Origin of the sequence: uncultured Amnibacterium sp. (assembly GCF_964250715.1) — a bacterium.
Taxonomy (GTDB): Bacteria; Actinomycetota; Actinomycetes; order Actinomycetales; family Microbacteriaceae; genus Amnibacterium.
On the sequence record NZ_CAXUGX010000010.1, the window covers coordinates 1 to 22,815 of the forward strand.

Below are 22,815 nucleotides of genomic sequence, written 5' to 3' on the forward strand. Positions count from 1 at the left end.
TCGCGCCAGTCGCCGTTGATGTGGATGTAGCGGCGCTTCAGGCCCTCGTAGCGGAAGCCGAGCTTCTCGACCACCCGCAACGACTTCAGGTTCTCGGGCCGGATGCAGATCTCCATGCGGTGCAGTCCGATCGCGGTGAAGCAGTGGTCGGTCGCGAGCGCCACCGCGACCGGCGTCGCGTTGCGGCCCGCGAACCGCTCCGCGATCCAGTACCCGATGGTGGCGCTGGAGAGCGACCCGTAGGCGATCGAAGTGACGTTCAACTGCCCGGCCAGCTCGCCGCCGACCTCGATCACGAACGGCAACCCCTGCCCGTTGCGGGCGTTCTGCTGCAGCGCACGGATGCTGGAGCGGGTGTCGAAGCTGAGCGCGCCGCGGGGGCTGGTCGCCTCCCACTGACGCATCCACGCGCGCCCTTCGATCAGTTCGCGCTCCATCGCGCGCGCATCACGCAGCCGGATGGGACGGATGCCGACATCGCCGCTGGCGAGTGAGGGGATGGGGACGGACACGGGGGTGCAGGCGTTCGATCAGTGCATCGAGGCGACGAACTGCCGCAGCCACGGCCGCAACTCGGGGCCGAGGTCGTCGCGTTCGCTCGCGAGCTGCACGATCGCCTTGATGTAGTCGATCTTGTCGCCCGTGTCGTACCGGCGGCCGCGGAAGATCAGCCCGTAGACGCCGCCGGTCCACTCCGCGGAGGTCATCTGCTGCAGGGCGTCGGTCAGCTGGATCTCGCCACCCATACCCGGGTCCGTATGCTCCAGCACCTGGAACACCTCCGGGCGCAGCACGTACCGGCCGATGACCGCCAGGTTGGAGGGCGCGGACTCGACGGAGGGCTTCTCCACCAGCCCGGTGATGCGCACCACGTCCGGGTCGTCGGTCGGCTCGAACTCCGCCGCCCCGTACAGGTGGATCTGGTCGGGCTCCACCTCGAGCAGAGCGACGATGGACGCGTTGCGTTTGCCCTGCTCCGTGATCATGCGCTGCAGCAGCGGGTCGCGCTCGTCGATCAGGTCGTCGCCGAGCAGCACCGCGAACGGCTCCTCACCGACGTGCATGCGCGCCTGCAGCACGGCGTGGCCGAGCCCGTGCGGATCGCCCTGCCGGAAGTAGTGGATGTCCGCGATGTTCGTGGACTCGTGCACCTTCTGCAGTCGCGCGTGATCGCCCTTGCGCTCGAGCGTCGCCTCCAGCTCGTAGACGCGATCGAAGTGGTTCTCCAGCGCGTACTTGTTGCGCCCGGTGACCATCAGCACATCGTGCAGCCCCGCCGCGACCGCCTCCTCCACCACGTACTGGATGGCCGGCTTGTCCACGACCGGCAGCATCTCCTTCGGCATGGCCTTGGTCGCAGGCAGGAACCGGGTGCCGAGACCGGCGGCCGGGATAACCGCCTTGGTGATGTGGTGCGCCATGCCGGTAAGGCTATCCGTCGAGGCTCCCTCCTACACTTGCTGCCCATGGCCGTCGACCAGAGCCACCCCAAGCGTGCGCTGCGGGCCGAGCTGCGGGAGCGGCGCCGCAATCTGACCGCGTCGGAGCGGGCGCGGGCGGCAGCCGGGCTCACCGAGCGGCTGGTCTCGCTCACCGGCGAGGTGGGCGCGCGCAGCGTCGCCTGCTACCTGTCGGCCGTGGACGAACCGGACACCCGCCCGTTCATCAACTGGGCGCGCGAGCAGGGGCTGCGCGTGCTGTTCCCCATCTCCCGTGCGGACGGGCTGCTCGACTGGACGGCCGCGACTCCCGACGAGCAGGAGACGATCGGGCTGTTCGGCATGCCGGAGCCGCTCGGCGAGATGCTGGGGCCCATCGCGATCAACGACGTCGACCTGATCCTGGTGCCGGCCGCCTCGGTGGACTGGACCGGCATGCGCCTCGGCTGGGGCCGCGGCTACTTCGACAAGACCCTGGGATCCATGGAGCGGTGCCCGCCCGTCTACGCTGTCGTGTTCGACAGCGAGGTGGTCGATTCGGTGCCGAGCGAGCGGCACGACCAGCGCGTGGACGGTGTCGTCACCCCGACCCGCACGCTGCAGTTCGCCACCCGCACGGCCCGCCGACGAAGGATCTGATCCATGCCCACCTACGCATACACGTGCCGCGACTGCGGGCGATCGGTTGAGGCGGTGCAGGCGTTCACGGACGCCTCCCTCACCGAATGCCCCTATTGCGGCGGCCGCCTGCGCAAGCAGTACGGGTCGGTGGGCGTCACGTTCAACGGCAGCGGCTTCTATCGCACCGACTCCCGCGCCGAGAGCGCCAAGGCGGAGTCGAAGGCCGGGGATGCGAAGGGCGGCGAATCCAAGGGCGGGGAGTCCAAGGGCGGCGACGGCGGTTCCGGCAAATCGAGCGAGTCCTCCGGCGCAGCGACGGGCTCCAAATCCGGCGGATCCGGCGACGGGGGTGGAAGCGCCAAGCCGAGCACCGCGGGCGCGAGTTCGGGATCGGGATCGGGATCGGGATCGGGATCGACGACCACGTCGTCCTGATCGCTGGCGGCCCCGCCTATCCCCGCACCGCCTCTCCCCGCACCGCCTCTCCCCGCACCGCCTGTCCCCGTACTGCCTCTCCCCGCACAGCCTCTCCGCGCACTGCCTGATAGGAAGGCAGCATGAAGGGTTTTCGAGAGTTCATCCTGCGCGGCAACGTCATCGACCTGGCCGTCGCGGTGGTCATCGGCGCCGCGTTCACGGCGATCGTGACCTCGCTCGTCACCAACATCTTCACGCCGCTGATCGGTGCGATCTTCAACGCGAAGGACCTGAGCACGGCGTTCGTCGTCCACATCCCGCTGACCGCCGGCACAGCCGATCTGAAGTTCGGGGCGGTGCTCGCGGCGGTCATCAACTTCGTGATCATCGCCGCAGTCGTCTACTTCGTCTTCGTGCTGCCGGTCAACTACCTGCTGAAGCGGGCGTTCGAGCGCAAGCAAGCCGAACCCACCGCGACGCCGGCCGACACCCCGCCGACCGAGACCGAGCTGCTCATCCAGATTCGCGACCTGCTCGCCGCCACCCCCAGCGCCGAGGGCGACCACGCGCTGCGAAGCCAGCCGCCCGCCTGACACCGGTCGCCGTCACACGCCGCCGTCACACGCCGCCATCAATCCTCGTCGCCCGCGTGCCAGTGGGGCGGCACGTCCCGTCGCAACTGCTCGTCGTTCGAGTCGGTGCTATCGGACTGCTCGGGCTCGCCCCCGGGGAGCGGGTCGGAGCCGGGAGCCGGTGGCGTGCGCACGCGCCGGTGCCGGCGCTCGGTCATGGTCGAATCCTGACGCACGCCGAAGCGGTCAGGGGGCGACCGGGATGATCGGGATGGTCGTCGTCAGCGGGGACGGTTCGCGCGCGCCGAGCGCGATGCCGATGCGGGCGGCGACCGCGTCGGGGTCTGAGAACAGATCGAAGCTGTGCACCCGCAGGTAGTGCCAGCCCAGCCGCTTCAGCATGTCCGGCCGCAGTCGCAGGCTGCCCCGCAGCGTCCCGGCGGCGAGCGCAGGATCGGTCTCCACGGTGATCGCGCGGGGCCCGAACGAGGCGACCAGGCCGAGCTTGCCGTGATAGCCCAGGGCTGCCTTCATCCCGAGCGAGCGCAGCCGGCGCGCCAGGTCGACGAGCATCGCGTCTCGGTCGTCGTCGATCGAGTCCTCGCCCACCCGCGCCTCCGCGTCGGAGAGCAGCCGCCGAAGCGCCAGCACCCCCGGCGGCATGCGCTCGGCGTCCAGGTCGTCGGGGCGGAAGCAGGACACGATCGCCAATGACCGCCGGGCTCGCGTCACCGCGGCCGCAAGCAGCCGGTCCCCGCCGGGCTTGGCGAGCGGCCCAAGGCTGGAGAGCGTGCGCCCGTGCGGGGTGCGGCCGTAGCCGATGCTCAGGATGACCCGGTCGCGGCTGTGGCCGACCGCCTCGCCGAGCGTCACGACCATGAACGGCTCGGGGTTCTCGCGCTGGAAGAAGTCACTCAGGTCGCCGCGCCGGGTGAGCGCCTTCACGACCGCCTGCTGCACGCGGATGGCGTGCTTGGCGCTGCCGGAGACGACCATCAGCGACTCGCGGCTGCGGTTGGTCGCGTGGTCGAGCACCCGGGTGACCACGCGCTGCACCTCCGGCTCCACCGCCTCCACCGTGCCGGTTTCGGCGTCGGGCATGCCGTGGCCGTTGTCCACGTAGTCGAGCGCCAGGCTGCCGTGCCCGAGGAACGTGCCGGCCCACGGCACGCTCTCGATGCGCCCCTCGTAGAACCGCCGGTTCACGAGTTCGGCCAGATCCTCACCGCCAGCCCGATAGCTGCGCGTCAGCTCCAGGGTCGGCAGCAGCTGGGCAAGCCGCGCGAAGACGGAGTCGCCGTGCCGCTCGTCGAGGCGCCGCTGCGTCTCCCCCGCGGTATCGGGCTCGGCCTCGCGGACCGCGATCTCGAACGGCATCGGCGTCTGGGTGACCGGGTCGCCGAACGCGACGATCTGCGCGGCGCGGCGGACCGCGCCGAGCCCCTCCGCGAAGCTGAGCGCTCCGGCGTCGACGACGAAGACCGCGTCGAAGGGCACGTGGGAGCCGAGGGTGTGCAACTCGTACGGCGAGGCCAGCCAGACGGGCGCGAGCAGCTTCATCAGGTGCGGCGCCTCACGGTGCAGGGTCGTAGCGTCGTCGATGCCGCCCTTCAGCAACTGCTTCAGCGCGTCGGCCTCGTGGCCCCAGTCGCTGACGCCGAGCCGCCAGGCGTCGGCCAGCTGCCACGCCAGCCGCTTCGCGTTCGACGCGGCGTGCGCCTCGTCGACCAGGCGGAAGTCCTCCTCCAGCCGGTCGAGCACAGACGTGTTCGCACCGAGCAGGGCCGTGTCCTCGGCCAGCATCCGCTCCAGCACGCTCTTCCACCACGCGAGCTCCAGCTCCACGCCCACCTGGTCCTGCGGCACGTGCCGCGCGGCCAGGTCCTCCAGCAGCGGAGCCAGGTCCTGGTCGCGCAGCTGCACCATCAGCTCGGTGCGATCCTGCAGGTTGGCGAGCACCTCGCTGTCGGCCGCGAGCGCCGCCAGGCGGTCGACCACGTGCTCCACGCCCACCTGCAGCAGCGAATCCGGCGTGTTGGTCAGGCCGAGGGGCTCATCGAGCGACGCCAGATCGGCGGCGGTGCGCTCGTATGCGACATAGACGTCGCTGATCCCGGTCGGTACGTCGGGGGTGACGCCCGCGACGACGAAGCGCTGGTACAGCACGCGCTGCTGCTGGATGCGCACCAGCCAGTCGTGCAGGTCGGCCACGTGCACGCCGGGCCGCACGTACTCGTGGGCCAGCCGGCGAAGCCGCCGGCGGTTGACGCTGGACATCTCGCGCGCCTCGCGCCTGGGGCCGGTGGCCACGATCAGTTCGCCGAGCGAGCGGTCGAACACCCCGGGCACGAACTTGTCCAGCGTCTCGCGGATGTCGAGCAGCATGCGCAGGTAGATGCCGAGCTCGGCGACGGTCTGGAACGGGCGCAGCCGGGTGCCGGCGACCAGCGTCACGGCGCGGTCGAGCAGGCGCGGCACGTCGGTCGTCGCGAGCCGCTGCGCGAGCGCGTGGGCGTGCAGCGCCGCGGGGGCGCCGGAGAAGTTCGCGCCGTACCAGGGCGAGTCGCCGGGCCCGAACCGGAACTCGCCGAGCGCCGCGACGCGACGCAGCATCGCGGAGATCTGCGCCCGGTCCGCCGCGAGTGCCTCCGTCGCCCGGGAGGAGAGCCTGGCGGTCGTCGCCGGCGGGTCGGGCAGCAGGGCGAGCCGGGACAGTTCGCCGAGCGCGTCGAGCACACTGACCCGCAGCACCGGATGACGGCGCGCGAGCGCGGAGCGGTAGTCGAGCAGCACCGAGCGCAGCCGCACAAGGGCCTCGTCGACCTCGCCGGTATCAGGCGGGGTCGCCTTCTCGTTGCGGCCGATGGAGTGGTACAGGTCGCGCCGCAGGGTGCGCGCCGACACCGCCGTGCCGACCAGCCCGCAATCCGCCAGACGGCCCGCGACACCGGCCAGCGTCGCGTGCCGAGGGCTGACGACGAGCACTCGCTTGTGCTGCGACACCAGGGCGCCGAGCGCATTCACGATCGTCTGGGTCGCACCGGTTCCCGGCAGGGTCTGCACGACCAGGGAGTTGCCGGCGGCGATCTGCGCGACGACGTCCTCCTGCTCGGCGTCGGCGTCGAGCAGCAGCACGTCGCCGGACGGCGGGCGTTCGTCCTGCCCGACCACGTCGGCGTGCACGACTCCGGCGGCGAGCATCGTCCGGGCGGTCGGGTTGCCGGCGACCGCGTCGATGACCGGGTGGTCCAGGTCGGTCGCGTCGACAAGCAGGTCGGGACCCAGCTCGGCGAAGGAGGAGATGAGCAGCCGCGGCTGCACGTCGAAGCGCTGCAGGTGGGCGGTGATCTCCCGCAGTCGGTCGATCACCGGCTGCGGCTTGAACGCGCCCGCCGACAGGGCCAGCGCGACGAACGCCTTCGGGTCGAGCACGATGCCGTACTGCTCGCGCATCGCGCGCACCAGGGCCGGGTTCAGGCGCAGCGCGCCCTTCAGCCGCAACTCGAAGTCGCGGCCGATCCGGCGGATGGTGAGCGGGCGCAGCAGCACCGGACCGCGATGGTCCTGCTTCTCGAACCGCCACTCCGCCAGGCCGATCGCCAGGTGCATCGCGTCGATGCCCCGGGTGGCAGCCAATTCGACGGCCTTGGCGGTCAGGGTGGAGGCGGCCGTGCTGGCGGTGCGGAAGGCGATGTCGTCGCGGATCAGGTTGGACAACTGCGTCGTCTTGCCGGTGATGAACTGGGCGAGCCCGCCGGGGTGGGTGGTGGAGAGCTCGATCCGGGTCCGGATGGAGTCCTCGAAGTGGATGAGCGGCGAGCGGCCACCCAGGTGCGCCAGCTCGTCCCGCCACCGCTCCCACGACGGGGCGGCGACGTTCACCGGGGTGAAGCGGTTGTCGCCGAAGCTCAACGCCTGCGGCGAGGTGACGGGCGGAACCAGGTCGATCGGCGCCGAGACGGGCAGCTCGGCCGCCGACCCGGCGCCGTCCACGCGATTCTCGGCACGCCACACGGTGACAACCCTAGGCACCGTGCCCCTCGAACCGGGGGGACGCGCCGGGCTCTTGCACACCGATCGCGAGCCTGGTCGGCGACACGCCGCTCAGGGCGCCAGAGCGTGCTCGGCCCAACTCGTCCTCAGCTCAGCTCGTCCTCAGTCCAGCTCGGCCTCAGCCCAGCTCGACGATCGTGCCGGGGCCGTCGCCGCCGGTCGCACCCGGTGCCGTCGAGGCATACAGGTGGCCGCTCGACCACTCCACCCCCACCACCCCGGGCAGGGTGGCAACAGTGCGCCCCGCGCCGTGGCCGACGACCGCGATGGTGCCGGAGCCCAGCTCGGCGACGAAGACGCGCCCTCGGGAGTCGACCGCCAGGTTGGTGGCGCTGGCGAACCCGGTGGCGACCCGGCTGGGGTGACCGTGCCGGTCGATGCGGTACAGGCTGCCCGGGTTGCCGCTGTCAGGTCCTTCCGGACCGCCCGGCAGCGTGGTCGCCCACAGGCCACCGTGGGAGGCGACCTCCACGTCGGTCGGCACCGACTCGAACGCGTAGGTGACCCCGCCGCAGTCGGGTATGCCGTTCGCGGTGGCGGAGGCCGCGGAGATCGTGACCCGCTGGGCCGGCAGCACGCTGATCACCGAGACGCGCCCGCGGCTGTCCACCTTCAGCAGGTCGTTGCCGCCGGCGTCGGCGACGGCCCAGGCGCCGTTCCCGAGCGCGGCGACCGCGTACGGGTGGGAGTCGACCTGGCCGGAGTAGCTGACGGGAACCTCGGCCTTCGCCAGCTCGTCGGAGCACGCCTGCGTCACGGTGGCGGGGTCGCTCACCCCGTAGTGGATCGCTCCGTCCGGGTTGCGCTTCTTCTCGAAGCCGGCGAGGTCCGCGACGACCGTCTTGTGGCCCTTCCGCAGGATGGTGAGCGTCGTCACGGAATGGTCGGCGGAGCTCGACGTGTACGCGATGGCCGAAGACGTGAAGTCGACCCCGGCGATGTCGCCGCCGCTGCCGGCGTCGGGCCCGGTGGCGAGCGGCGTACTGCTGCCGATCCGGTTCAGCGTGGCGGTGAAGCTGTCCGCCACGAGCACCGTCCTGCCGTGGATCGCGAACTGCAGGGGTCCGGCGTAGGAGCTCGACAGCGTCTTGATGACGCGCAGACCATGCAGCGCCGAAGAGGGCGCGGAGGCGGAGGCGCCGCCGGCGCCGGTCGTGACGGCCAGGGAGAGGCCGGCGGCTGCGGCCAGGACGATTCGGGAGCGGGTGCGCATGGCGGCCTTTCGCGGGGAGTGCCGCGCGGAGCACGCCGGCGGTGCCAGGGTGCTCCGGGTTCGAGTCCGCTGCCATACGGGAGATCACGTATCTCTCCGCTGCACGTCTCTGTCCGCTCAGGTCTCCTCCATTGCAGGTCTTCCCCGCTGCAGGTCTTCCCCGCTGCACACCGATCTCCTCCCTCAGCAGGGTCGTCCTCATCCCCGGGAGGGAGGACGGCGAAGGGTGTGCGGGAATACGCTGCGAATCGCCGCGATCCCCCGCCCGCGGCGTGAGGACGAACCGATGAGCGTGCTGGTGGCGCCCGCCACGGGCGACCGGATCGATCACGAGGTCGAGGCCGAGGCCGACGTCGAGGCCGGGGCGCGCTCGGTGCTGGACCTCGTCGCGTCGATGCACGAGGCCGCTGACCTGCAGGATCTGGCTGCCCGGGTCCTGACCGGACTCGGTCCGCTCGTCGCGGCGGACTCGGTCAGTTGGAACGAGCTCGATCCGCAGACGGGTACCGGCACGAGCACCGTCTTCGTGCCCGCCGCCATGGCACTGCCCGCGCCGCGCCGCCGCTTCGCGATACCGGTCCCGCCGGGTGCCGCCGTGGACGTGTCCGTCTGGCACGCGCGACTGCCGACCCTGGACGGCGACCATCGCCTCACGATGACGGCGCAGATCGGCATGGGCCTCGTCGCAGCGATCGGCTGCACCCGCTGGCACGGCTCCTTCGGCGACCGTCAGGTGGACCTCGTCGCGCTCCTGCGACCGCACCTCGCGCCCGCGGTCGATCACGTCCGGCTTCGATCGTCCCGGCGCGCGACGGACGCCTCGCTCGGCACGTTGACCACCCGGGAGCAGGAGGTGCTCGCGCTCCTCAGCGACGGCCGCACGAACCGGCAGATCGGCGCCGCGCTGTTCATCAACGCCCGCACCGTCGAGAAGCACATCGAGCACATCCGGGCCAAGCTCGGGGCCCGATCGCGCACCGAGGCGGCCGCGATCTTCGCCTCCGTCCGCAGCGCACCCACCTTCCGGTGACCGCGACCTTCCAGTGACTCGCGGCCTGACGAAGGGCGCCCGCCGGTCACATCCGTCGTGGTGATCCGCCGGGGAGTTGCTTGATCGGGTGTCGTTGCATGCGGTGTCGGGGCAGCGGTGGTCCCTTCCAGCCTTTCGGTACCAGGTGTGGCTGCTTCGCGTGGAGCCGGATCTCGTGCCGGTCGGTGTTGTGGATCAGATGATGGTGGTGGCTGCAGAGCAGTACCCCGTTGTCGATGTCGGTGGGTCCCTGGTCGCGATGCCACCAGGCGATGTGGTGCGCGTCGGTCCACGCGACTGGTGCGGTGCACCCGGGCCAGGCGCAGCCGCCGTCACGGGCGGCGAGCGCTTTCTTCTGCGCCGGCGTGAACAGGCGGTTCGAGAGAGCTAAGTGGAGGGGTTCGCCCTGCTCCCCGGTGACCAGGAGTCGTGTCCGTCCGTCGCAGGCGATCCGTTCCACCGTCGGGATGGGGAGTCGGGCGAGGATCCCCTCCGGCCAGCCACCACCAGAACGGTGTTCGAGGTCGTCCGCGGTGACGTGGACGACGACCTCGTGAACGGCCTTCGTCCCGACGGTCCCGTCGTGCTCTGCTTGCACGCCCGCTGTCACGACGGCGGCGAAGGTGTCGAAGTCGTACTGCGTCGTGGTGCGCTGGTCGCCGTCGGTTTCGCGCCAGGTGGACTCCAGGTCTTCGGCGTCCTCGCCGCCGGGTGGCTGGTACGTCATCCGCACACCACGCCGGTGTGCTTGGAGTGCTTCGCGGAGGAGGGCGGCAACTTCCGGGGTCGCGCGTCCAGTGAACGACGTCAACCCGTCCACCCCGAGTCGTCCGAGCCGGAAGGCACGCTTCTGTCGTCGTGCTTCGTCGGCGGGTTCGGTCCCATCGGGATCCAAGTACTCCGCCCACGTCGCGGTCTGCACCGACAGCAGGTCCGGAGTCAGGATCCCGGCCGCTTCGGTCAGTTCGGCTTCCGCAATCTCGAGGCTCTCGATCGTGGTCCGCTTCCGCACCGAGTTCAGGGTCTCCACCACCAGACGGGCCGCTTCGACCCCCACCTCGCCGGCGTTCACCGCTGCGGTCATCACCGGGTACCGGCCGGGCAGCTCATCGCCGGTGAGTCCCAGGCGGGGCAGCAGCGCCGTCCCGACGCCGATGCGGCGTTTGGCTTCCTTCGTCCCGATCCGGGCGACCGTGGAGACCAGGTCCGCGCCATCGCGGGCGTCGTACTGCTCGGCGAGACCATTCGGGCTCAACTGCACCCGGGACCGCCACTCCACCTCCGCGGCGGCACGGACCCGGCGGGCATCGACGACCCGACCGATCGCCTCCCACCCCTCCACCGCAGCGAGGACTTCCGAATCGGTCGCGTTCCGAGACAGCATCGGAGCAGCGAGCACCGCGGTGAGTGCGCTGTCGAGCGCTTCGCGGGTTTCGGTGACTGACTGCATACCTGCACTCAACCACCCACCACCGACACTCCCTCCGAGACGAAGAAGCCCTCCGGACCAGCGAAACCCCACTCAACGCAGCGGTGCGTCGACTCCTCCACAAGACGCCCGCACAGTCGCTTCTCCACAGGCCCACGGACGTCGCGCTGCGCCCGCGACCCCTACCGGGCCGGCATCAGGTTCTCGGCGGACGGCGGGGCGGTCGCCCCTCGCCGGGCGCCGAAGACGGGCCGGATCATCAGCAGCTGGCCCAGGATGGCGATGGAGCCGGTGATCACGTCGAAGAGCCCGGAACCGAGCACGACGGAGTGGATTGCGAACATGACGGGGACGTACCAGCAGGCCGCCCACGCCCACCGCCGCCCGGTGCGCAGCGCGACGACCACGACGAGCAGGCCGAACAGGCCATCCCGAACTCGAAGGTCGCCTGGTAGCCGAAGGTCTCGTTCGCGTACTGGAACGCCCAGAGCGGCGCCTCGCTGTAGCGGTGACCATTGCAGCAGCCCGACCCGTCGATGCGGTCGGTCCGGGTGCCGGCGCCGGTGTTCGTGACCGCGAAGAGGATGAGGACCACGAACCACACGCCGATCAGCACCCAACCGGAGCGCTCGATCCACGTCCCTGCCAGTCGGGACTCTGCACGTCGGGACTCTGTACGTCGCGGCCCAGCCCCTCGGGACCCAGCCCCTGGCGACTGCCGGACTGTCTGCGAGTGGCGGTCGTCGACGACGGCAACGGCGGCGCGAGCGAGTCCGGCGGCCTGCGCGGCCTGCGCGACCGGGTCGAGGCCCTCGGCGGTCGGTTCGACCTGCAGGATGGGGCCGGGCTCGGCGTCCGACGGGATCGAGGCCGCGCAGCAGGTCCGCCGGCAGCACCCGCAGATCGCCGTCGTCGTGCTCTCCGCCTTCGCGGACGAGAGCTATGCGACCGCGCTGTTCGACGCGGGAGCGGAGCGGCTCGCCTACCTGCTGAAGGACCGGGTCGGGGATCGAGCGGAGCTCGCCCGCGCGGTCCGCACGACGCTGGCGGGCGGCAGCGTCATCGACCCCCTCGTCGTGGACGCGATGCTGCGGCGTCGCCGGACCACACCACTCGAGGAGCTGTCCGCGCGAGAACGGCAGGTGCTGGAGCAGATGGCCGCGGGGCGGACGAACTCCGGGATCGCCGACACGCTGTTCCTCAGCACGTCGGCGGTCGAGAAGCACATCAGCGCCATCTTCACCAAGCTGGGGCTGGCGGCGGAACCGGCGCTGCACCGAAGGGTCGCGGCCGTGCTCGCATTCCTCCGCAGGCCGTAGTCCCCGCGGAGCGCTCCCGAACACGCCGATTGCGGCGAACTATGACCGCCTGTGAAGCCGTGTTACGGCCCCCACGCGACGCGTTCACGAGGGCCGATAGCGTCACCGACGTGCCGAGGGCAAGCCCTCACAAGCCGGCACCGTTCCGCACGCGCCGCCGAAGACCCAAGAGAAGTGGATCACCATGAAGAAGTCGATTCGACGAGCAGCATGGGCGTCGACCGCCGCGCTCGTGGCCGTGAGTCTCGCCGCCTGCGCCAGCAGCAACGCTCCCTCCTCCGGCGGCTCCGCGAAGAACAGCACGGTGTACTTCGGCGTGTCCGCGGCGCAGACCGGCCCGTACGCGCAGTACGGGGAGCAGTTCAAGCAGGCGTTCGACCTGGCGCTCGACGAGGTGAACGCCAAGGGGGGCATCAACGGGCACCCCGTGGCACTCAAGTACGAGGACTCCCAGTCCGACCCGAAGCAGTCCGTGTCGGTGGCGCAGAAGTTCGTCGGCGACAAGAGCGTGTCGCTGGTCTTCGGCGACTTCTCGTCGGCGGCCTCGATTCCCGCGTCGCCGATCTACACCGCAGGCAAGCTGCTGCAGTACGGCTTCAACAACTCGAACCCGGACTTCACCGCGAAGGGGTCCGAATACCAGTGGTCGACGTCGATCACCACGAGCGCCACATATAAGTGGACCGCCGACTACATCAAGAAGCAGGGTGTGAACTCCGTCGGCGTGACGTACCTCGACACTGCCGACTGGGGCATCCCCGCGTACGCCGCCTTCAAGGCGGAGGCCGACGCGATCGGCCTGAAGATCACCGACGCCGAGGGGATCCTCGACAGCTCCGACGACTACCGGCCGTCGCTGACCAAAGCGGTCGCAGGCAAGCCCGATGCCTTCGTGCACGTCGGCTACGGGCCGGATGCGGCGAAGATCGTCACCCAGTTGCGGGCGATCGGGTATAAGGGCACCTTCTACGGCGGCCAGGACGAGCCGTCGTTCGACGGGACGAAAGACGCCGAGGGGGCCATCAACGGGGCGGAGTTCGTGGAGACGAGCACGGATCCGACCGTGCAGGCCTTCGTGTCCGCCTTCAAGAAGAAGTACCCGAAGGAGACGGACGTCACCGGCTTCGAGGCCGGCGCCTACGACGCGCTGAACGTCGCGGTCGCGGCCGCGAAGGCCGGCGGGATCACCCGCGAGGGCATCCTCGCCGGGTTCAAGAAGGTCAAGGACGTCCCGAGCACGGTGTACGGAAAGATCACCTTCGACCAGTCGACGCGTCGAGTCGCCTCACCCACACTCACTCCGACCATCCTCAAGGGTGGCAAGTGGGTCGTCTACAACGGCTGATCGGCATCCGCAGCCGCGCATCATGCTCGACACCCTGATCGCCGGCCTGCTCCGAGGGAACGTCTACGCCCTCGGAGCGGTCGGCATCTCCCTCGTCTTCGGCGTCATGAACGTCGTCAACTTCGCCCAGTTCTCGTTCTTCGGACTCGGCTCCATGCTGGCGTGGTTCTTCGTCGCACAGGTCGGCCTGCCGTTCTGGCTGGCGCTGCCCCTGGTCCTCATCATCTGCGCGGCCCTGGGCCTGATCATCAACATCTCCGTGGTCCGGCCGTTGGCGAAGTTCCTGCCTCTTGCGGCCATGCTGTCCACCTACGCGGTGTCGCAGATCCTCGACAACGTCTCGCAGATCGCGTTCACCGCGCAGTTCCGGGTGTTCCCTCAGGTGCTGCCCACGTCGAACCTGCACATCGGCACCATGCGGTTCGGCACGTCGGACGTCGTGATGCTGGGTACCACCGCCGTCGTGATGGTCGTCATGTCGCTGTTCCTCAAGTACGGCAAGATCGGCCGGGCGATCCGCGCGACCGCGCAGGATCAGGAGGCCGCGCTGCAGATGGGCATCCCGGTGGCGCTGGTGCAGCACGTCTCATTCGTGATCGCCTCCGCGCTCGGCGGACTCGCGGGCGTGTTCATCGCCCTCTACGTCGGAATCGCGAACCCGACCTCGGGTCTCAACATCGGCCTCACCGCCTTCGTCGCGGCCACCCTGGGCGGGCTCGGCTCCCTGGTCGGGGCGGTCGTCGGCGGCTTCGTCCTCGGCATCCTGGAGGCGTTCGGCATCCATTTCTTCGGCGACACGGCCCGCCAGATCATCATCTTCGTCGTCCTGATCGTCGTCCTGATCGTCCGGCCGGGCGGGCTGCTCGGCCGAGTGCCGCTGATCTCCAGCGAACCGCTGACGGGCACCTTCCTCGGCAAGGGCCGGCCGCTGCGGATCCCCCGCTGGGTCTGGCCGGCCGCCTTCGTCGTGGGCGGCATCGTCATCCCCCTGGTGGCGGATGACTACGTGCTCACGACCGGGACCCAGGTGCTGATCTACTCGATCATCGCCGCCGGGTTCACGATCACGGCAGGCCAGGCGGGGGTGCTCGCGCTCGGTCAGGCCGGCCCGATCGCCATCGGCGCCTACACCTCCGCCCTGCTGACCCTGCAGCTGCACTTCTCGTTCTGGCTCGCACTGCCGGTCGCCGGGCTCGCGGGCGCGATCATCGCCTCGATCCTCTCCTCGCCGATCTGGGGCGTGAAAGGGCACTACGTCTCCATCGCCACCCTGGGCATCGGCACCGTGATCGTCGCGATCATCCAGTTGGTCCAGCCGCAAGGCATCTACGGCATCCCCGTCCCGCAGATCGGTGGCACGGCGCTGTCGACGCCGACGGCGTACTACTCCATCGACTTCGGAGTGCTCGTCATCACCCTGCTCGTGATGTGGCGCATCCGTCGTTCGCACCTGGGCAAGGTCATCTCATCGGTCGGCTCCGACGAGGTCGCCGCCCTGGCGTCGGGCGTCCGCGTTCGCGACTACAAAGCCCTGGCCTTCGCCGTCTCGGCGTTCTTCGCCGGCGTCGGAGGCTCACTGCTCGCGCACCAGTACACCTACATCGACCCGACGATCTTCACCCTGCTGATGTCGTTGCTCGTGGTCACCATCGTCATCATGGGCGGAGTCGGCCTGCCGTACGGCGCCGTCGTCGGGTCGATCATCCTCATCGGCGCCATGGAGCTGCTCAGGTTCACTCCCGAACTTCGGATCATCGTCTACGGGCTGGTGCTGATCCTCGTGGTGCGGTTCCGTCCTGGCGGGATCCTGGTGAGGAACACGTGAGCGACGATCTGCTCACGGTCGTGAACCTCGAGCGCCACTTCGAGGGCCTGAAGGCGGTGGACGGCATCTCGTTCACCGTGGCTCCGCGAGAAGTGGTGTCGATCATCGGGCCGAACGGGTCGGGCAAGACCACGACCCTCAACCTGGTCACCGGCACCATCCGGGCGAACGGCGGCTCGATCGTGCTGGACGGCACGCGCATCGATCGGGCGGACACGGCGCGCATCGCCGAGTACGGCATCGCGCGCACCTTCCAGAACGGTCGCGTCTTCGCGACCCTGTCGGTGGCGGACAACATCGAGGTGGGCATCCACTCCACCCTGCGTGCGAACCGGCCGTTCAGCCGGGTGCCGCACGTGTTCCTGCTGCGCTGGATCCCGTTGCTCGGGGAGCTGTTCATCGCGATCGTCGGCACGCCGGCCGCCCGCCGGGAGCGCACGCAGATCGACGCCACCGTCTCCTCGGAGATCAATCGGTTCGAGGCACGTCTCGGACCCCGTCGCGACGATCCGGCGTACTCGCTCAGCTACGCCAACCGCCGACGCACCGAGATCGCCAGGGCACTGGCGCTGGCACCCAAGTTGCTGGTTCTCGACGAGCCCACCGCAGGGATGAACCAGTCCGAGACGGCCGAGGTGCTCGCACAGCTGCTCGACCTCAAGGCCGAGGGGCAGGCCATCCTTCTGGTGGAGCACAAGCTGGACCTGGTGATGTCCGTCTCGGACCGGATCATCGTCATGGACGGCGGCAAGATCATCGCGGAGGGGCGGCCGGAGCAGATCCGCCGCGACCCCGCCGTGATCGAGGCGTACCTCGGCCGTCGTCGGGGACAGCACGGGGCGGTGTCCGCATGACCGAACTGCTCGCACTCGATGATGTCCACGTCCATTACGGCCCGTTCCACGCACTGCGCGGCAACACCCTCATCGTTCAGGAGGGCGAGATCGTCTCCCTGCTGGGCGGCAACGCCAGCGGCAAGTCGACGACGATGAAGACCATTCTCGGGCTGATCAAAGTGACGTCCGGCACCGTCCGGTTCGCCGGGAAGGACGTCACCGGCGCCTCCACCGGGAATCGGATCAAGGCGGGCATCGCCTCCGTCCCGGAGGCCCGCCGCGTCTTCCCCCAGATGACCGTGGACGAGAACCTGCTCGCCGGGGCGTACATCCGCAGCGACAAGGCGGGCATTGCAGACGACCTCGAGCGCATGCGCGATCGCTTCCCGCGGCTCGCCGAGCGGCGGCGTCAGGAGGCCGGCACGCTCTCGGGCGGCGAACAGCAGATGCTGGCGTTCGCCCGCGCGCTGATGAGCCGTCCGAAACTCATCTGCATGGACGAGCCCACCATGGGGCTCTCCCCGAAACTGGTCGATCAGGTGCTCGACGAGATCGTGCGCATCAACCGGGAACTCGGGGTGGCCGTGCTGCTCGTCGAGCAGCAGGCGGAACTCGCCCTCTCCATCGCCGCTCGCGGCTATGTGCTCACGACCGGAGCGATCGTGCTGCAGGGGACCTCCCGCGAGCTGCTCGACGACCCACAGATCCAAGAGGCGTACCTCGGAAAGGCGACACCGACATGACCGGTCAGCGCATCACAGAGCAGCGCATTCCAGAGCAGCGCATTCCAGAGCAGCGCACGACCGCCCCACGGCTCGGCTATTTCACCCGGCTGCTCGACGACACGGCTCCACGGGAGCGCTACCGCAACGCGCTCGCGCAGTTCATCCGTGCCGAGGAGCTCGGTTTCGACACCGCCTGGGTGGCTCAGCACCACTTCCACCGTGACGAGGGAGGCCTTCCCGCTCCGTTCGTCTTCCTTGCGCAGGCGGCTGCGACGACATCGCGCATCACGTTCGTCACCGGCATCATCACCCTTCCGCTCGAAGCCCCGCTGCGGGTCGCGGAGGATGCCGCCGTGCTGTGGCTGCTCGCCGACGGCCGGTTCGAGCTGGGCATCGGCTCCGGTGGTACCGCGAGCTCGTTCCCGCCCTTCGGCCAGGACGCACGCGATCGGTCCGCCGTCTACGCCGCCCAGAAGGAGACGGTGCTACGGGCATTGCGGGGCGATGTGCTCACCTCCGACGGAGGAGCGCTCTACCCGCCCGCCCCGGACCTGGTCGACAGCCTCTGGGAGGCGACGTTCTCCGCCGAGGGCGGCGCGCGAATCGGCCGCGAGGGGCACGGGCTGATGCTCTCGCGCACCCAGCCGCGGCACGAGTACACCGGCCGTGGCTCCGCAGACGACCAGGTGGCGATCGTGGACGCCCATGCCGCGGCCCTGCCCGCCGGTGTCGCGCCGCGGGTGATGGCATCACGGTCGGTGCTGGTGGTCGACACCGACGAGCAGGCACGACACTTACGGGACAGAGGCATCGAGCGCGCCCGGCAGATGCTCGCGGCACAGGGCGTGACGGTGCCGGACCGCGCCGACAGCGAGTTGGCCGCATTCCTGGACCTGCACGTGGGCACGCCGGATCAGGTGCTGGCGACGTTGGCCGAGGATCCGATCCTGCCGCGCGCGACCGACATCGTGTTCCAGCCGCATCCGTTCGATCCGCCGCACGAGGTCGCGCTGCGGTCGCTCGAACTCGTCGCCACGCAGGTGGCTCCGGCGCTCGGCTGGTCCCGAAGGACCGACTCCGCACCACCGGCCTCCGGCCGACCGGCATCCGCACCACCGGCATCAGCCCGACTGGCTGCGCTCCACTGAAAGAAAGGAACCCGATGGCCACCGATGTGATCGACCAGTTGGTCGGCGCTCGCGAAGGGGACGCCCTCTTCGACCTGCGCACACAGCGCCCGGAAGCGAAGAGGAACGCACAGGCGAGCTACGACGCGCTGTTCGCCTCCGACGATCTGCAGCACGCCGGCCGCCTCGAGCGGCTCGCCGTCGCCTACTGGGCGGTCGCGCTCGCACAGAGCCCGACCGCGTCGTTCTACCGCGATCTGCTCGCGGCCGAGTCGGCCGAGACGCTCTCGGCACTGGACTTCGAACTCCCCCGGGCGGTCACCAGCGGCCCGTACGGCGACTATCCGGAAGGCCCGTTGACGGCGGAGAACGCGCCCGGACTCCAGTGGGCGCCGCCGGCAGAGCTCAGCGCGGTCGTGGGCGTCAAGCTCGCCGCCGCCCTCGCGCACACCCACCTGCTCACCTACCGGCCGCGGGACTCCTCCGCGGATGCGCTGCAGGCACTGCTCGACGCCGGCTGGTCCACCACCGGCATCGTCACGCTCTCGCAGCTGGTGGCGTTCCTGCACTTCCAGCTGCGCGTGGTCGCGGGGCTGACCGTCCTGAAAGGAGAACTGTGATGTCCGACCAGGTCACCCGTCACACATTCGAGTCCCCCAACGCCTTCACCCAGGCCGAGATCGGCTGGGAGGCATGGCTGGCGCCGCTGCCGATCGACGAACTCACCGAGCGGCACTACGCCGGCCTGGTCGATAAGGGCAGGGCGAATAGCCCGTACTTCAGGCTGCTCGTGCGCGACCCCGAGATCCTCGGCGCCCGGACCCGCACGGACAACGACATCTTCTACAACGAGAAGGGCGGTCTGCCCCGGGCCGAGCGGGAACTCTCCGCGGCGAGCGCGTCGCGCACGAACGGCTGCATCTTCTGCGCCTCGGTGCACTCCCGCTTCGCCAGTCACTACTCCAAGCGCCGCGACGACGTGCAGCGCCTGCTGGACGACGGCACCTCCGCGGTGCAGCAGGATCCGCGGTGGCGAGCGGTGATCGACGCATCGGTGGCGCTCACCAGGACGCCGAGCGAGTTCGGCGCCGAGCAGGTGCGGCAGTTGCGAGAGGCGGGGCTCGACGACCTCGCGATCGCGGACGCCATCCACGGGGCGGCGTTCTTCAACTGGGCCAACCGGCTGATGCTGTCGCTCGGCGAGCCGACCCCGCCCGCAGCCTCCTGAGCCGGCCGCGCACGGGCGCACCTTCCGCGGCCGGTGGCGCGAGTGATCGTCGTGAGGATTCCGGTGGCGGGCGTGAGGGGACCGTCAGGATCGTCCGCTTCTTCTGCAGCGGCGGGTAGTACCGGATGGGTGACCTTGACCCAGCTCATCCCGTCCCTTCGCCGTTCGATCGCCGACCCGCTCGACACCCGGAAGTGGCCCGCCCACACCGTGACGAGCATCGACGACGTCGTGGTCGCCGGCGTCTCGCTCGACTGCCTGGTGGACTGGTGCGGCACCCCCTGCGTGCACACGACCGACACGGGCTGCGTGATCGTGACACGAGTCGAAACCGTCGAAATCGACGCCGAGGGCCGCGTCGACGTCTGGGTCGATGCCGAACTCGCCCACTGCGACGCGACGTGGCAGGAGGCCCGGATGATCGGCCGGGTCTCCACCGCCCACGCGGTGTCCACCCACCTCCGGCCCGCCTCGGAGCCGCAACGCACCGTCTTCCTGCCCGCAGACCTGCGTCAAGGCGACCTGATCGCGATCCCGTCGGCGATGATCATCGCCGTCCGCGACCTGCGCCGGGCCGCCCGCCACCCCGAACGCTGCGAGAGCTGAGGCTCTGCTGCTCCTCCCCCGCCCGAGCGGCCGAGCACGTGAGCAGGACAGGGTCCCGACAGCAGGCTGCTGGTCGACCAGGGACCTGCCCTCGGGACCTGGTCCTGCTGACGAGACCCCGGCGCAGGCGGTCAGTGCCCCTGGAGGGACTCGATCCCACCGGCACGGCCGTCACGCCGCTCCGCGGCACGCCGGAACCGGCCAGCGGGGCCCACCCCACGAAGACGTTCTCGATCCTCCAGACGAACTGCGCCCCGACCCGCCTTCGGACGGCTCAGAGCGCAGTGCCCCTGGAGGGACTCGATCCCACCGGCACGGCCGTCACGCCGCTCCGCGGCACGCCGGAACCGGCCAGCGGGGCCCACCCCACGAAGACGTTCTCGATCCTCCAGACGAACTGCGCCCCGACCCGCCTTCGGACGGCTCGGAGCGCAGTGCCCCTGGAGGGACTCGAACCCCCAACCCTTTCCTTAGGACGGAACTGCTCTTCCATTGAGCTACAGAGGCCTGGTCCCGAAAGTGTACGAGAGAAGGCCCGCTCGGCTCAGGTGAGCAGAGCCGCCAGCAGATCGTCGGGGAAGCCCTCCGCCACCTGCAGCACCACGCGGTGGCGGGCGCCATCGATCGGCGGGTAGCCCGCGAAGCGGCCGCGCAGGTCGGCGGTGGTGCGGCCGCGGTTCGGGCCGTCCGTCGCGTCGATCACGATCGGAACCGTCGGCGCCAGCGGCGTCGCGAGCGCTCCGATGCCGATCGCCGCCGCGAGGGGATCGTGCAGCGCGCAAGAGGCCCTGCCGAACACGGGCCGGTAGTAGGCGAAATAGGTGGCGAGCATCGCCGTAAGCGCCCGCGGCACCGCACCGGCCGCCTCGGCGAGCGCGCTGCGATGCCGCTCCTCGAACACGCAGCCCATCGTCACATCCAGACCCACCACGGTGACGCGCCATGGTGCCTCGAAGACGGCGGCCGCGGCCTCCGGATCGTGCCCGATGTTCGCCTCCGCCGCCGGCGACAGGTTGCCGGGGACCATCGCCGCCCCGCCCATGATCGTCACGTCGTGCACCAGCGACGGCAGTTCGGGATCGGCCTGCAGCGCCAGCGCCAGATTCGTCAGCGGGCCGACCGCCAGCACGCGGAGGCCTTCGTGCGTCCGCGCCAGCCGGGAGAGCATCGCCGCAGCCGTCTCGCCGGTCGGCTCGCTCTCGGCCCGGGGCAGCCGCACGCCGCCGATGCCGTTCTCCCCGTGGACCTCCGGTGACCCGCCGTCGAACCGCCCCACCAGCGGATCGGCGGTACCGACGGCGACCGGCACGTCCGCCCGACCGGCGAGCGAGAGCAGGTCGAGGGTGTTGCGCGCACCCAGCTCGGCGCTCACATTGCCCATCACCGAGCCCACCCCCACCAGGTCGACCTCCGGCCTCGCCAGCAGGTACGCGATGGTCAGGGCATCGTCGATGCCGGTGTCGCAGTCGAGGAAGACCGGGATCACGACGGACCGCGACGGATCACGCCGCGGGCGCGAGGTAATCGCGCCAGTCCGGCTGCGGGCGCTCCACGCCGCGCACCAGCCAGGTCGTGCCGTGCGGCACGCGAGGCGTCACCCGCATCGACCAGCCCATCTCGCCCGGCGTGCGGTCGCCCTTCGTGTTGTTGCAGGCCAGGCAGCAGGCCACCAGGTTCTCCCAGCTGTCCGCCCCGCCGCGGGAGCGCGGCAGCACGTGATCGATCGTGGTCGCGCCGTGCGCGCAGTAGCAGCAGCGGAAATCGTCCCGGCGCAGCACCCCGCGCCGGGTCACCGGCACGCGCCGCGAACCCGGCATGCGCACGTAGCGCGTCAGCAGGATGACGGAGGGGCGGTCCCAGGCCCCGGAGGAGCCGAAGACGGGATTGTCGGCGTCGGCCGACACCACGGTCGCCTTGCCGTTCAGCACGAGCACGATCGCCCGCTTGAACGAGATGACGGCAAGCGGTTCGTACCCGGCGTTCAGCACGAGCGTGCGCATCACGTCCCCCTTCGAGCGGTCCGGACCCGGCGCAGGATGTCGCCCTCGGGGGCGAGCGCAGCCGTCGGAACGATGGTGCCGGCCGGGGACAAGAAAGGGTGCCGCCCGACGGACGGCACCCTGACGGGATCGAGCTGCAGCGGACGTATCCCCTCCGCGACGCACCCACGACCGCCCGGCTGCCGGTGCGGCGCCGCATGCGTCATGGTGGGCTCCTTCGGGAGGTGCACCAGCACCTCAAGGCCGTGGTCGGCTTCAGGCTAACCCAGCCGACCGTCCACCCCGGTACCGCCGAGGACCATCCGTGCGGGCAGGTGTCGTGCACGCAGTCGCCGCGTCGATGGGTGTCGTGCGGGCGGCCGCCGGTCAGCTGATGGAGGAGTGCGCTACTTCAATCCGAGGCGGACGAAATGCACCGCCGTGCTCCACAGCGGCTGCACCCGCACCCGGCCACCGGTGTTCGGCGCGTGCAGGATGTTGCCGTCGCCGGCGTAGAAGCCCTCGTGCGACTCGTCGTTGAAGATCACGAGGTCGCCCGGTTGCGCATCCGCCGGCGAGATCGGCGTGCCGACCGCATCCTGCATGTGCACGGAGTGCGCCAGCGATATGCCGTACTGGGCATACACGAACATGGTGAACCCGGAGCAGTCGAAGCCGCTCGGGTTCGCCCCGCCGAAGACATAGGGAACCCCGCGATACTGCAGCGCGGTGTTGTACACCGCGTCCAGGCTGAACGACGGATGCGCAGGGTTCTTCGCGTAATCCGCCGCCGACGGGCCGGTGTAGGCGCTGAACTTCTGCGCGTACGCCTGCCGTTTCAGAACCGCCGGCAGGGTGGCGCTCAACGAATCGGCTGCCGCGTGCTGCTCCTGCACACCCTCGTCGACGGCCAGGTTCTGGGAGTGGCCGAGCACGTCACTGCGGGCACCGCCGGCGCTCACCGTGGCGGCGGACTTGGGGTCGAAGGCGTAGGAGGGCAGGGCGATCGTCGCGACCAGCGCGGCGGCGAAGGTCATCACCACGACCGACA

General features: G+C 70.2%; 23 protein-coding genes and 1 tRNA gene. 13 read left to right on the forward strand and 11 right to left on the reverse strand.

What is annotated here, in order from left to right:
• Both ACFE7H_RS10440 and galU read right to left on the reverse strand, forming a co-directional pair.
• Positions 1-437: GNAT family N-acetyltransferase (locus ACFE7H_RS10440; protein WP_375401305.1), on the reverse strand; the 437-nt coding region annotated here is incomplete at its 3' end.
• Between the two features lie 93 nt (positions 438-530).
• A complete protein-coding gene (gene galU, locus ACFE7H_RS10445) occupies positions 531-1,421 on the reverse strand; it encodes a UTP--glucose-1-phosphate uridylyltransferase GalU (RefSeq protein WP_375401176.1) in 891 nt (296 codons plus the stop codon).
• 45 nt (positions 1,422-1,466) lie between these two features.
• On the opposite strand from galU, the gene ACFE7H_RS10450 reads away from it, so the two are divergent.
• From ACFE7H_RS10450 to mscL, 3 genes are all read left to right on the forward strand, one after another.
• A complete protein-coding gene (locus ACFE7H_RS10450; protein WP_375401177.1) occupies positions 1,467-2,078 on the forward strand; it encodes a 5-formyltetrahydrofolate cyclo-ligase in 612 nt (203 codons plus the stop codon).
• A 3-nt stretch (positions 2,079-2,081) separates the two neighbouring features.
• A complete protein-coding gene (locus ACFE7H_RS10455; RefSeq protein ID WP_375401178.1) occupies positions 2,082-2,495 on the forward strand; it encodes an FmdB family zinc ribbon protein in 414 nt (137 codons plus the stop codon).
• Positions 2,496-2,617: 122 nt separating this feature from the next.
• On the forward strand, positions 2,618-3,070 hold the full coding sequence (mscL, locus tag ACFE7H_RS10460) for a large conductance mechanosensitive channel protein MscL (RefSeq protein WP_375401179.1): 453 nt from the start codon (positions 2,618-2,620) through the stop codon (positions 3,068-3,070).
• Positions 3,071-3,108: 38 nt separating this feature from the next.
• Here mscL and ACFE7H_RS10465 read toward each other — a convergent pair whose 3' ends face one another.
• The 3 genes from ACFE7H_RS10465 to ACFE7H_RS10475 form a co-directional block, all read right to left on the reverse strand.
• Positions 3,109-3,267 (reverse strand): hypothetical protein, encoded by a 159-nt coding sequence (locus ACFE7H_RS10465; RefSeq protein ID WP_375401180.1) that lies wholly within the window; start codon positions 3,265-3,267, stop codon positions 3,109-3,111.
• Positions 3,268-3,295: 28 nt separating this feature from the next.
• The gene (locus ACFE7H_RS10470) at positions 3,296-7,063 is read right to left on the reverse strand and encodes a DUF4011 domain-containing protein (RefSeq protein ID WP_375401181.1); all 3,768 of its coding nucleotides are present in this window, start codon (positions 7,061-7,063) and stop codon (positions 3,296-3,298) included.
• Positions 7,064-7,220: 157 nt separating this feature from the next.
• Complete coding sequence (locus ACFE7H_RS10475) at positions 7,221-8,315, reverse strand: ScyD/ScyE family protein (RefSeq protein ID WP_375401182.1); 1,095 nt, start codon at positions 8,313-8,315, stop codon at positions 7,221-7,223.
• A 286-nt stretch (positions 8,316-8,601) separates the two neighbouring features.
• Between ACFE7H_RS10475 and ACFE7H_RS10480 the strand changes: the two genes are divergently transcribed.
• Positions 8,602-9,345 (forward strand): LuxR C-terminal-related transcriptional regulator, encoded by a 744-nt coding sequence (locus ACFE7H_RS10480; RefSeq protein WP_375401183.1) that lies wholly within the window; start codon positions 8,602-8,604, stop codon positions 9,343-9,345.
• Positions 9,346-9,391: 46 nt separating this feature from the next.
• Here ACFE7H_RS10480 and ACFE7H_RS10485 read toward each other — a convergent pair whose 3' ends face one another.
• Both ACFE7H_RS10485 and ACFE7H_RS10490 read right to left on the reverse strand, forming a co-directional pair.
• Positions 9,392-10,795, reverse strand: coding sequence for a DUF222 domain-containing protein (locus ACFE7H_RS10485; RefSeq protein ID WP_375401184.1), 1,404 nt, complete (start codon positions 10,793-10,795; stop codon positions 9,392-9,394).
• 161 nt (positions 10,796-10,956) lie between these two features.
• Positions 10,957-11,181, reverse strand: a complete 225-nt coding sequence (locus tag ACFE7H_RS10490) for a hypothetical protein (RefSeq protein WP_375401185.1) — start codon at positions 11,179-11,181, stop codon at positions 10,957-10,959.
• Between the two features lie 429 nt (positions 11,182-11,610).
• Here ACFE7H_RS10490 and ACFE7H_RS10495 point away from each other — a divergent pair, with 429 nt between their 5' ends.
• From ACFE7H_RS10495 to ACFE7H_RS10535, 9 genes are all read left to right on the forward strand, one after another.
• The gene (locus ACFE7H_RS10495; protein WP_375401186.1) at positions 11,611-12,093 is read left to right on the forward strand and encodes a LuxR C-terminal-related transcriptional regulator; all 483 of its coding nucleotides are present in this window, start codon (positions 11,611-11,613) and stop codon (positions 12,091-12,093) included.
• A 184-nt stretch (positions 12,094-12,277) separates the two neighbouring features.
• Complete coding sequence (locus tag ACFE7H_RS10500; RefSeq protein ID WP_375401187.1) at positions 12,278-13,438, forward strand: ABC transporter substrate-binding protein; 1,161 nt, start codon at positions 12,278-12,280, stop codon at positions 13,436-13,438.
• Between the two features lie 22 nt (positions 13,439-13,460).
• Entirely contained in the window at positions 13,461-15,263 is a 1,803-nt protein-coding gene (locus ACFE7H_RS10505) for an ABC transporter permease (RefSeq protein WP_375401188.1), read from the forward strand.
• Positions 15,260-16,117, forward strand: a complete 858-nt coding sequence (locus tag ACFE7H_RS10510) for an ABC transporter ATP-binding protein (RefSeq protein WP_375401189.1) — start codon at positions 15,260-15,262, stop codon at positions 16,115-16,117. The genes ACFE7H_RS10505 and ACFE7H_RS10510 overlap by 4 nt, the downstream gene beginning before the upstream one ends.
• Positions 16,114-16,842: an ABC transporter ATP-binding protein gene (locus tag ACFE7H_RS10515; protein ID WP_375401190.1), complete on the forward strand. Its 729-nt coding sequence runs from the start codon at positions 16,114-16,116 to the stop codon at positions 16,840-16,842. The genes ACFE7H_RS10510 and ACFE7H_RS10515 overlap by 4 nt, the downstream gene beginning before the upstream one ends.
• The gene (locus tag ACFE7H_RS10520) at positions 16,839-17,972 is read left to right on the forward strand and encodes a putative FMN-dependent luciferase-like monooxygenase (RefSeq protein ID WP_375401191.1); all 1,134 of its coding nucleotides are present in this window, start codon (positions 16,839-16,841) and stop codon (positions 17,970-17,972) included. Before ACFE7H_RS10515 ends, ACFE7H_RS10520 begins: the two co-directional genes overlap by 4 nt.
• A gap of 14 nt (positions 17,973-17,986) precedes the next feature.
• Positions 17,987-18,571 carry a CMD domain protein gene (locus tag ACFE7H_RS10525; protein ID WP_375401192.1) on the forward strand — a complete coding sequence of 195 codons (585 nt, stop codon included), beginning with the start codon at positions 17,987-17,989 and terminating at the stop codon, positions 18,569-18,571.
• Complete coding sequence (locus ACFE7H_RS10530) at positions 18,571-19,179, forward strand: alkylhydroperoxidase domain protein (protein ID WP_375401193.1); 609 nt, start codon at positions 18,571-18,573, stop codon at positions 19,177-19,179. The genes ACFE7H_RS10525 and ACFE7H_RS10530 overlap by 1 nt, the downstream gene beginning before the upstream one ends.
• 129 nt (positions 19,180-19,308) lie before the next feature.
• Entirely contained in the window at positions 19,309-19,785 is a 477-nt protein-coding gene (locus tag ACFE7H_RS10535) for a hypothetical protein (protein WP_375401194.1), read from the forward strand.
• A 435-nt stretch (positions 19,786-20,220) separates the two neighbouring features.
• On the opposite strand, the gene ACFE7H_RS10540 is transcribed toward ACFE7H_RS10535, so the two are convergent.
• The 4 genes from ACFE7H_RS10540 to ACFE7H_RS10555 all read right to left on the reverse strand — a co-directional run bounded on the left by ACFE7H_RS10540 (position 20,221) and on the right by ACFE7H_RS10555 (position 22,801).
• A tRNA-Arg gene (locus ACFE7H_RS10540) sits at positions 20,221-20,292 on the reverse strand.
• 37 nt (positions 20,293-20,329) lie between these two features.
• Positions 20,330-21,271, reverse strand: a complete 942-nt coding sequence (locus ACFE7H_RS10545) for a nucleoside hydrolase (protein ID WP_375401195.1) — start codon at positions 21,269-21,271, stop codon at positions 20,330-20,332.
• A 16-nt stretch (positions 21,272-21,287) separates the two neighbouring features.
• Complete coding sequence (locus tag ACFE7H_RS10550; protein ID WP_375401196.1) at positions 21,288-21,785, reverse strand: HNH endonuclease; 498 nt, start codon at positions 21,783-21,785, stop codon at positions 21,288-21,290.
• Positions 21,786-22,171: 386 nt separating this feature from the next.
• Positions 22,172-22,801 (reverse strand): C40 family peptidase, encoded by a 630-nt coding sequence (locus ACFE7H_RS10555; protein ID WP_375401306.1) that lies wholly within the window; start codon positions 22,799-22,801, stop codon positions 22,172-22,174.
• Positions 22,802-22,815 lie beyond the last annotated feature (14 nt).

What these genes read in the sequence shown, in the direction of transcription:
- galU (WP_375401176.1), bottom strand. Translation starts at nt 1,421, where the DNA reads ATGGCGCACCACATCACCAAGGCGGTTATCCCGGCCGCCGGTCTCGGC.
- ACFE7H_RS10450 (WP_375401177.1), top strand. Translation starts at nt 1,467, where the DNA reads ATGGCCGTCGACCAGAGCCACCCCAAGCGTGCGCTGCGGGCCGAGCTG.
- ACFE7H_RS10455 (WP_375401178.1), top strand. Translation starts at nt 2,082, where the DNA reads ATGCCCACCTACGCATACACGTGCCGCGACTGCGGGCGATCGGTTGAG.
- mscL (WP_375401179.1), top strand. Translation starts at nt 2,618, where the DNA reads ATGAAGGGTTTTCGAGAGTTCATCCTGCGCGGCAACGTCATCGACCTG.
- ACFE7H_RS10465 (WP_375401180.1), bottom strand. Translation starts at nt 3,267, where the DNA reads ATGACCGAGCGCCGGCACCGGCGCGTGCGCACGCCACCGGCTCCCGGC.
- ACFE7H_RS10475 (WP_375401182.1), bottom strand. Translation starts at nt 8,315, where the DNA reads ATGCGCACCCGCTCCCGAATCGTCCTGGCCGCAGCCGCCGGCCTCTCC.
- ACFE7H_RS10480 (WP_375401183.1), top strand. Translation starts at nt 8,602, where the DNA reads ATGAGCGTGCTGGTGGCGCCCGCCACGGGCGACCGGATCGATCACGAG.
- ACFE7H_RS10485 (WP_375401184.1), bottom strand. Translation starts at nt 10,795, where the DNA reads ATGCAGTCAGTCACCGAAACCCGCGAAGCGCTCGACAGCGCACTCACC.
- ACFE7H_RS10495 (WP_375401186.1), top strand. Translation starts at nt 11,611, where the DNA reads ATGGGGCCGGGCTCGGCGTCCGACGGGATCGAGGCCGCGCAGCAGGTC.
- ACFE7H_RS10500 (WP_375401187.1), top strand. Translation starts at nt 12,278, where the DNA reads ATGAAGAAGTCGATTCGACGAGCAGCATGGGCGTCGACCGCCGCGCTC.
- ACFE7H_RS10505 (WP_375401188.1), top strand. Translation starts at nt 13,461, where the DNA reads ATGCTCGACACCCTGATCGCCGGCCTGCTCCGAGGGAACGTCTACGCC.
- ACFE7H_RS10515 (WP_375401190.1), top strand. Translation starts at nt 16,114, where the DNA reads ATGACCGAACTGCTCGCACTCGATGATGTCCACGTCCATTACGGCCCG.
- ACFE7H_RS10520 (WP_375401191.1), top strand. Translation starts at nt 16,839, where the DNA reads ATGACCGGTCAGCGCATCACAGAGCAGCGCATTCCAGAGCAGCGCATT.
- ACFE7H_RS10525 (WP_375401192.1), top strand. Translation starts at nt 17,987, where the DNA reads ATGGCCACCGATGTGATCGACCAGTTGGTCGGCGCTCGCGAAGGGGAC.
- ACFE7H_RS10530 (WP_375401193.1), top strand. Translation starts at nt 18,571, where the DNA reads ATGTCCGACCAGGTCACCCGTCACACATTCGAGTCCCCCAACGCCTTC.
- ACFE7H_RS10550 (WP_375401196.1), bottom strand. Translation starts at nt 21,785, where the DNA reads ATGCGCACGCTCGTGCTGAACGCCGGGTACGAACCGCTTGCCGTCATC.
- ACFE7H_RS10555 (WP_375401306.1), bottom strand. Translation starts at nt 22,801, where the DNA reads ATGACCTTCGCCGCCGCGCTGGTCGCGACGATCGCCCTGCCCTCCTAC.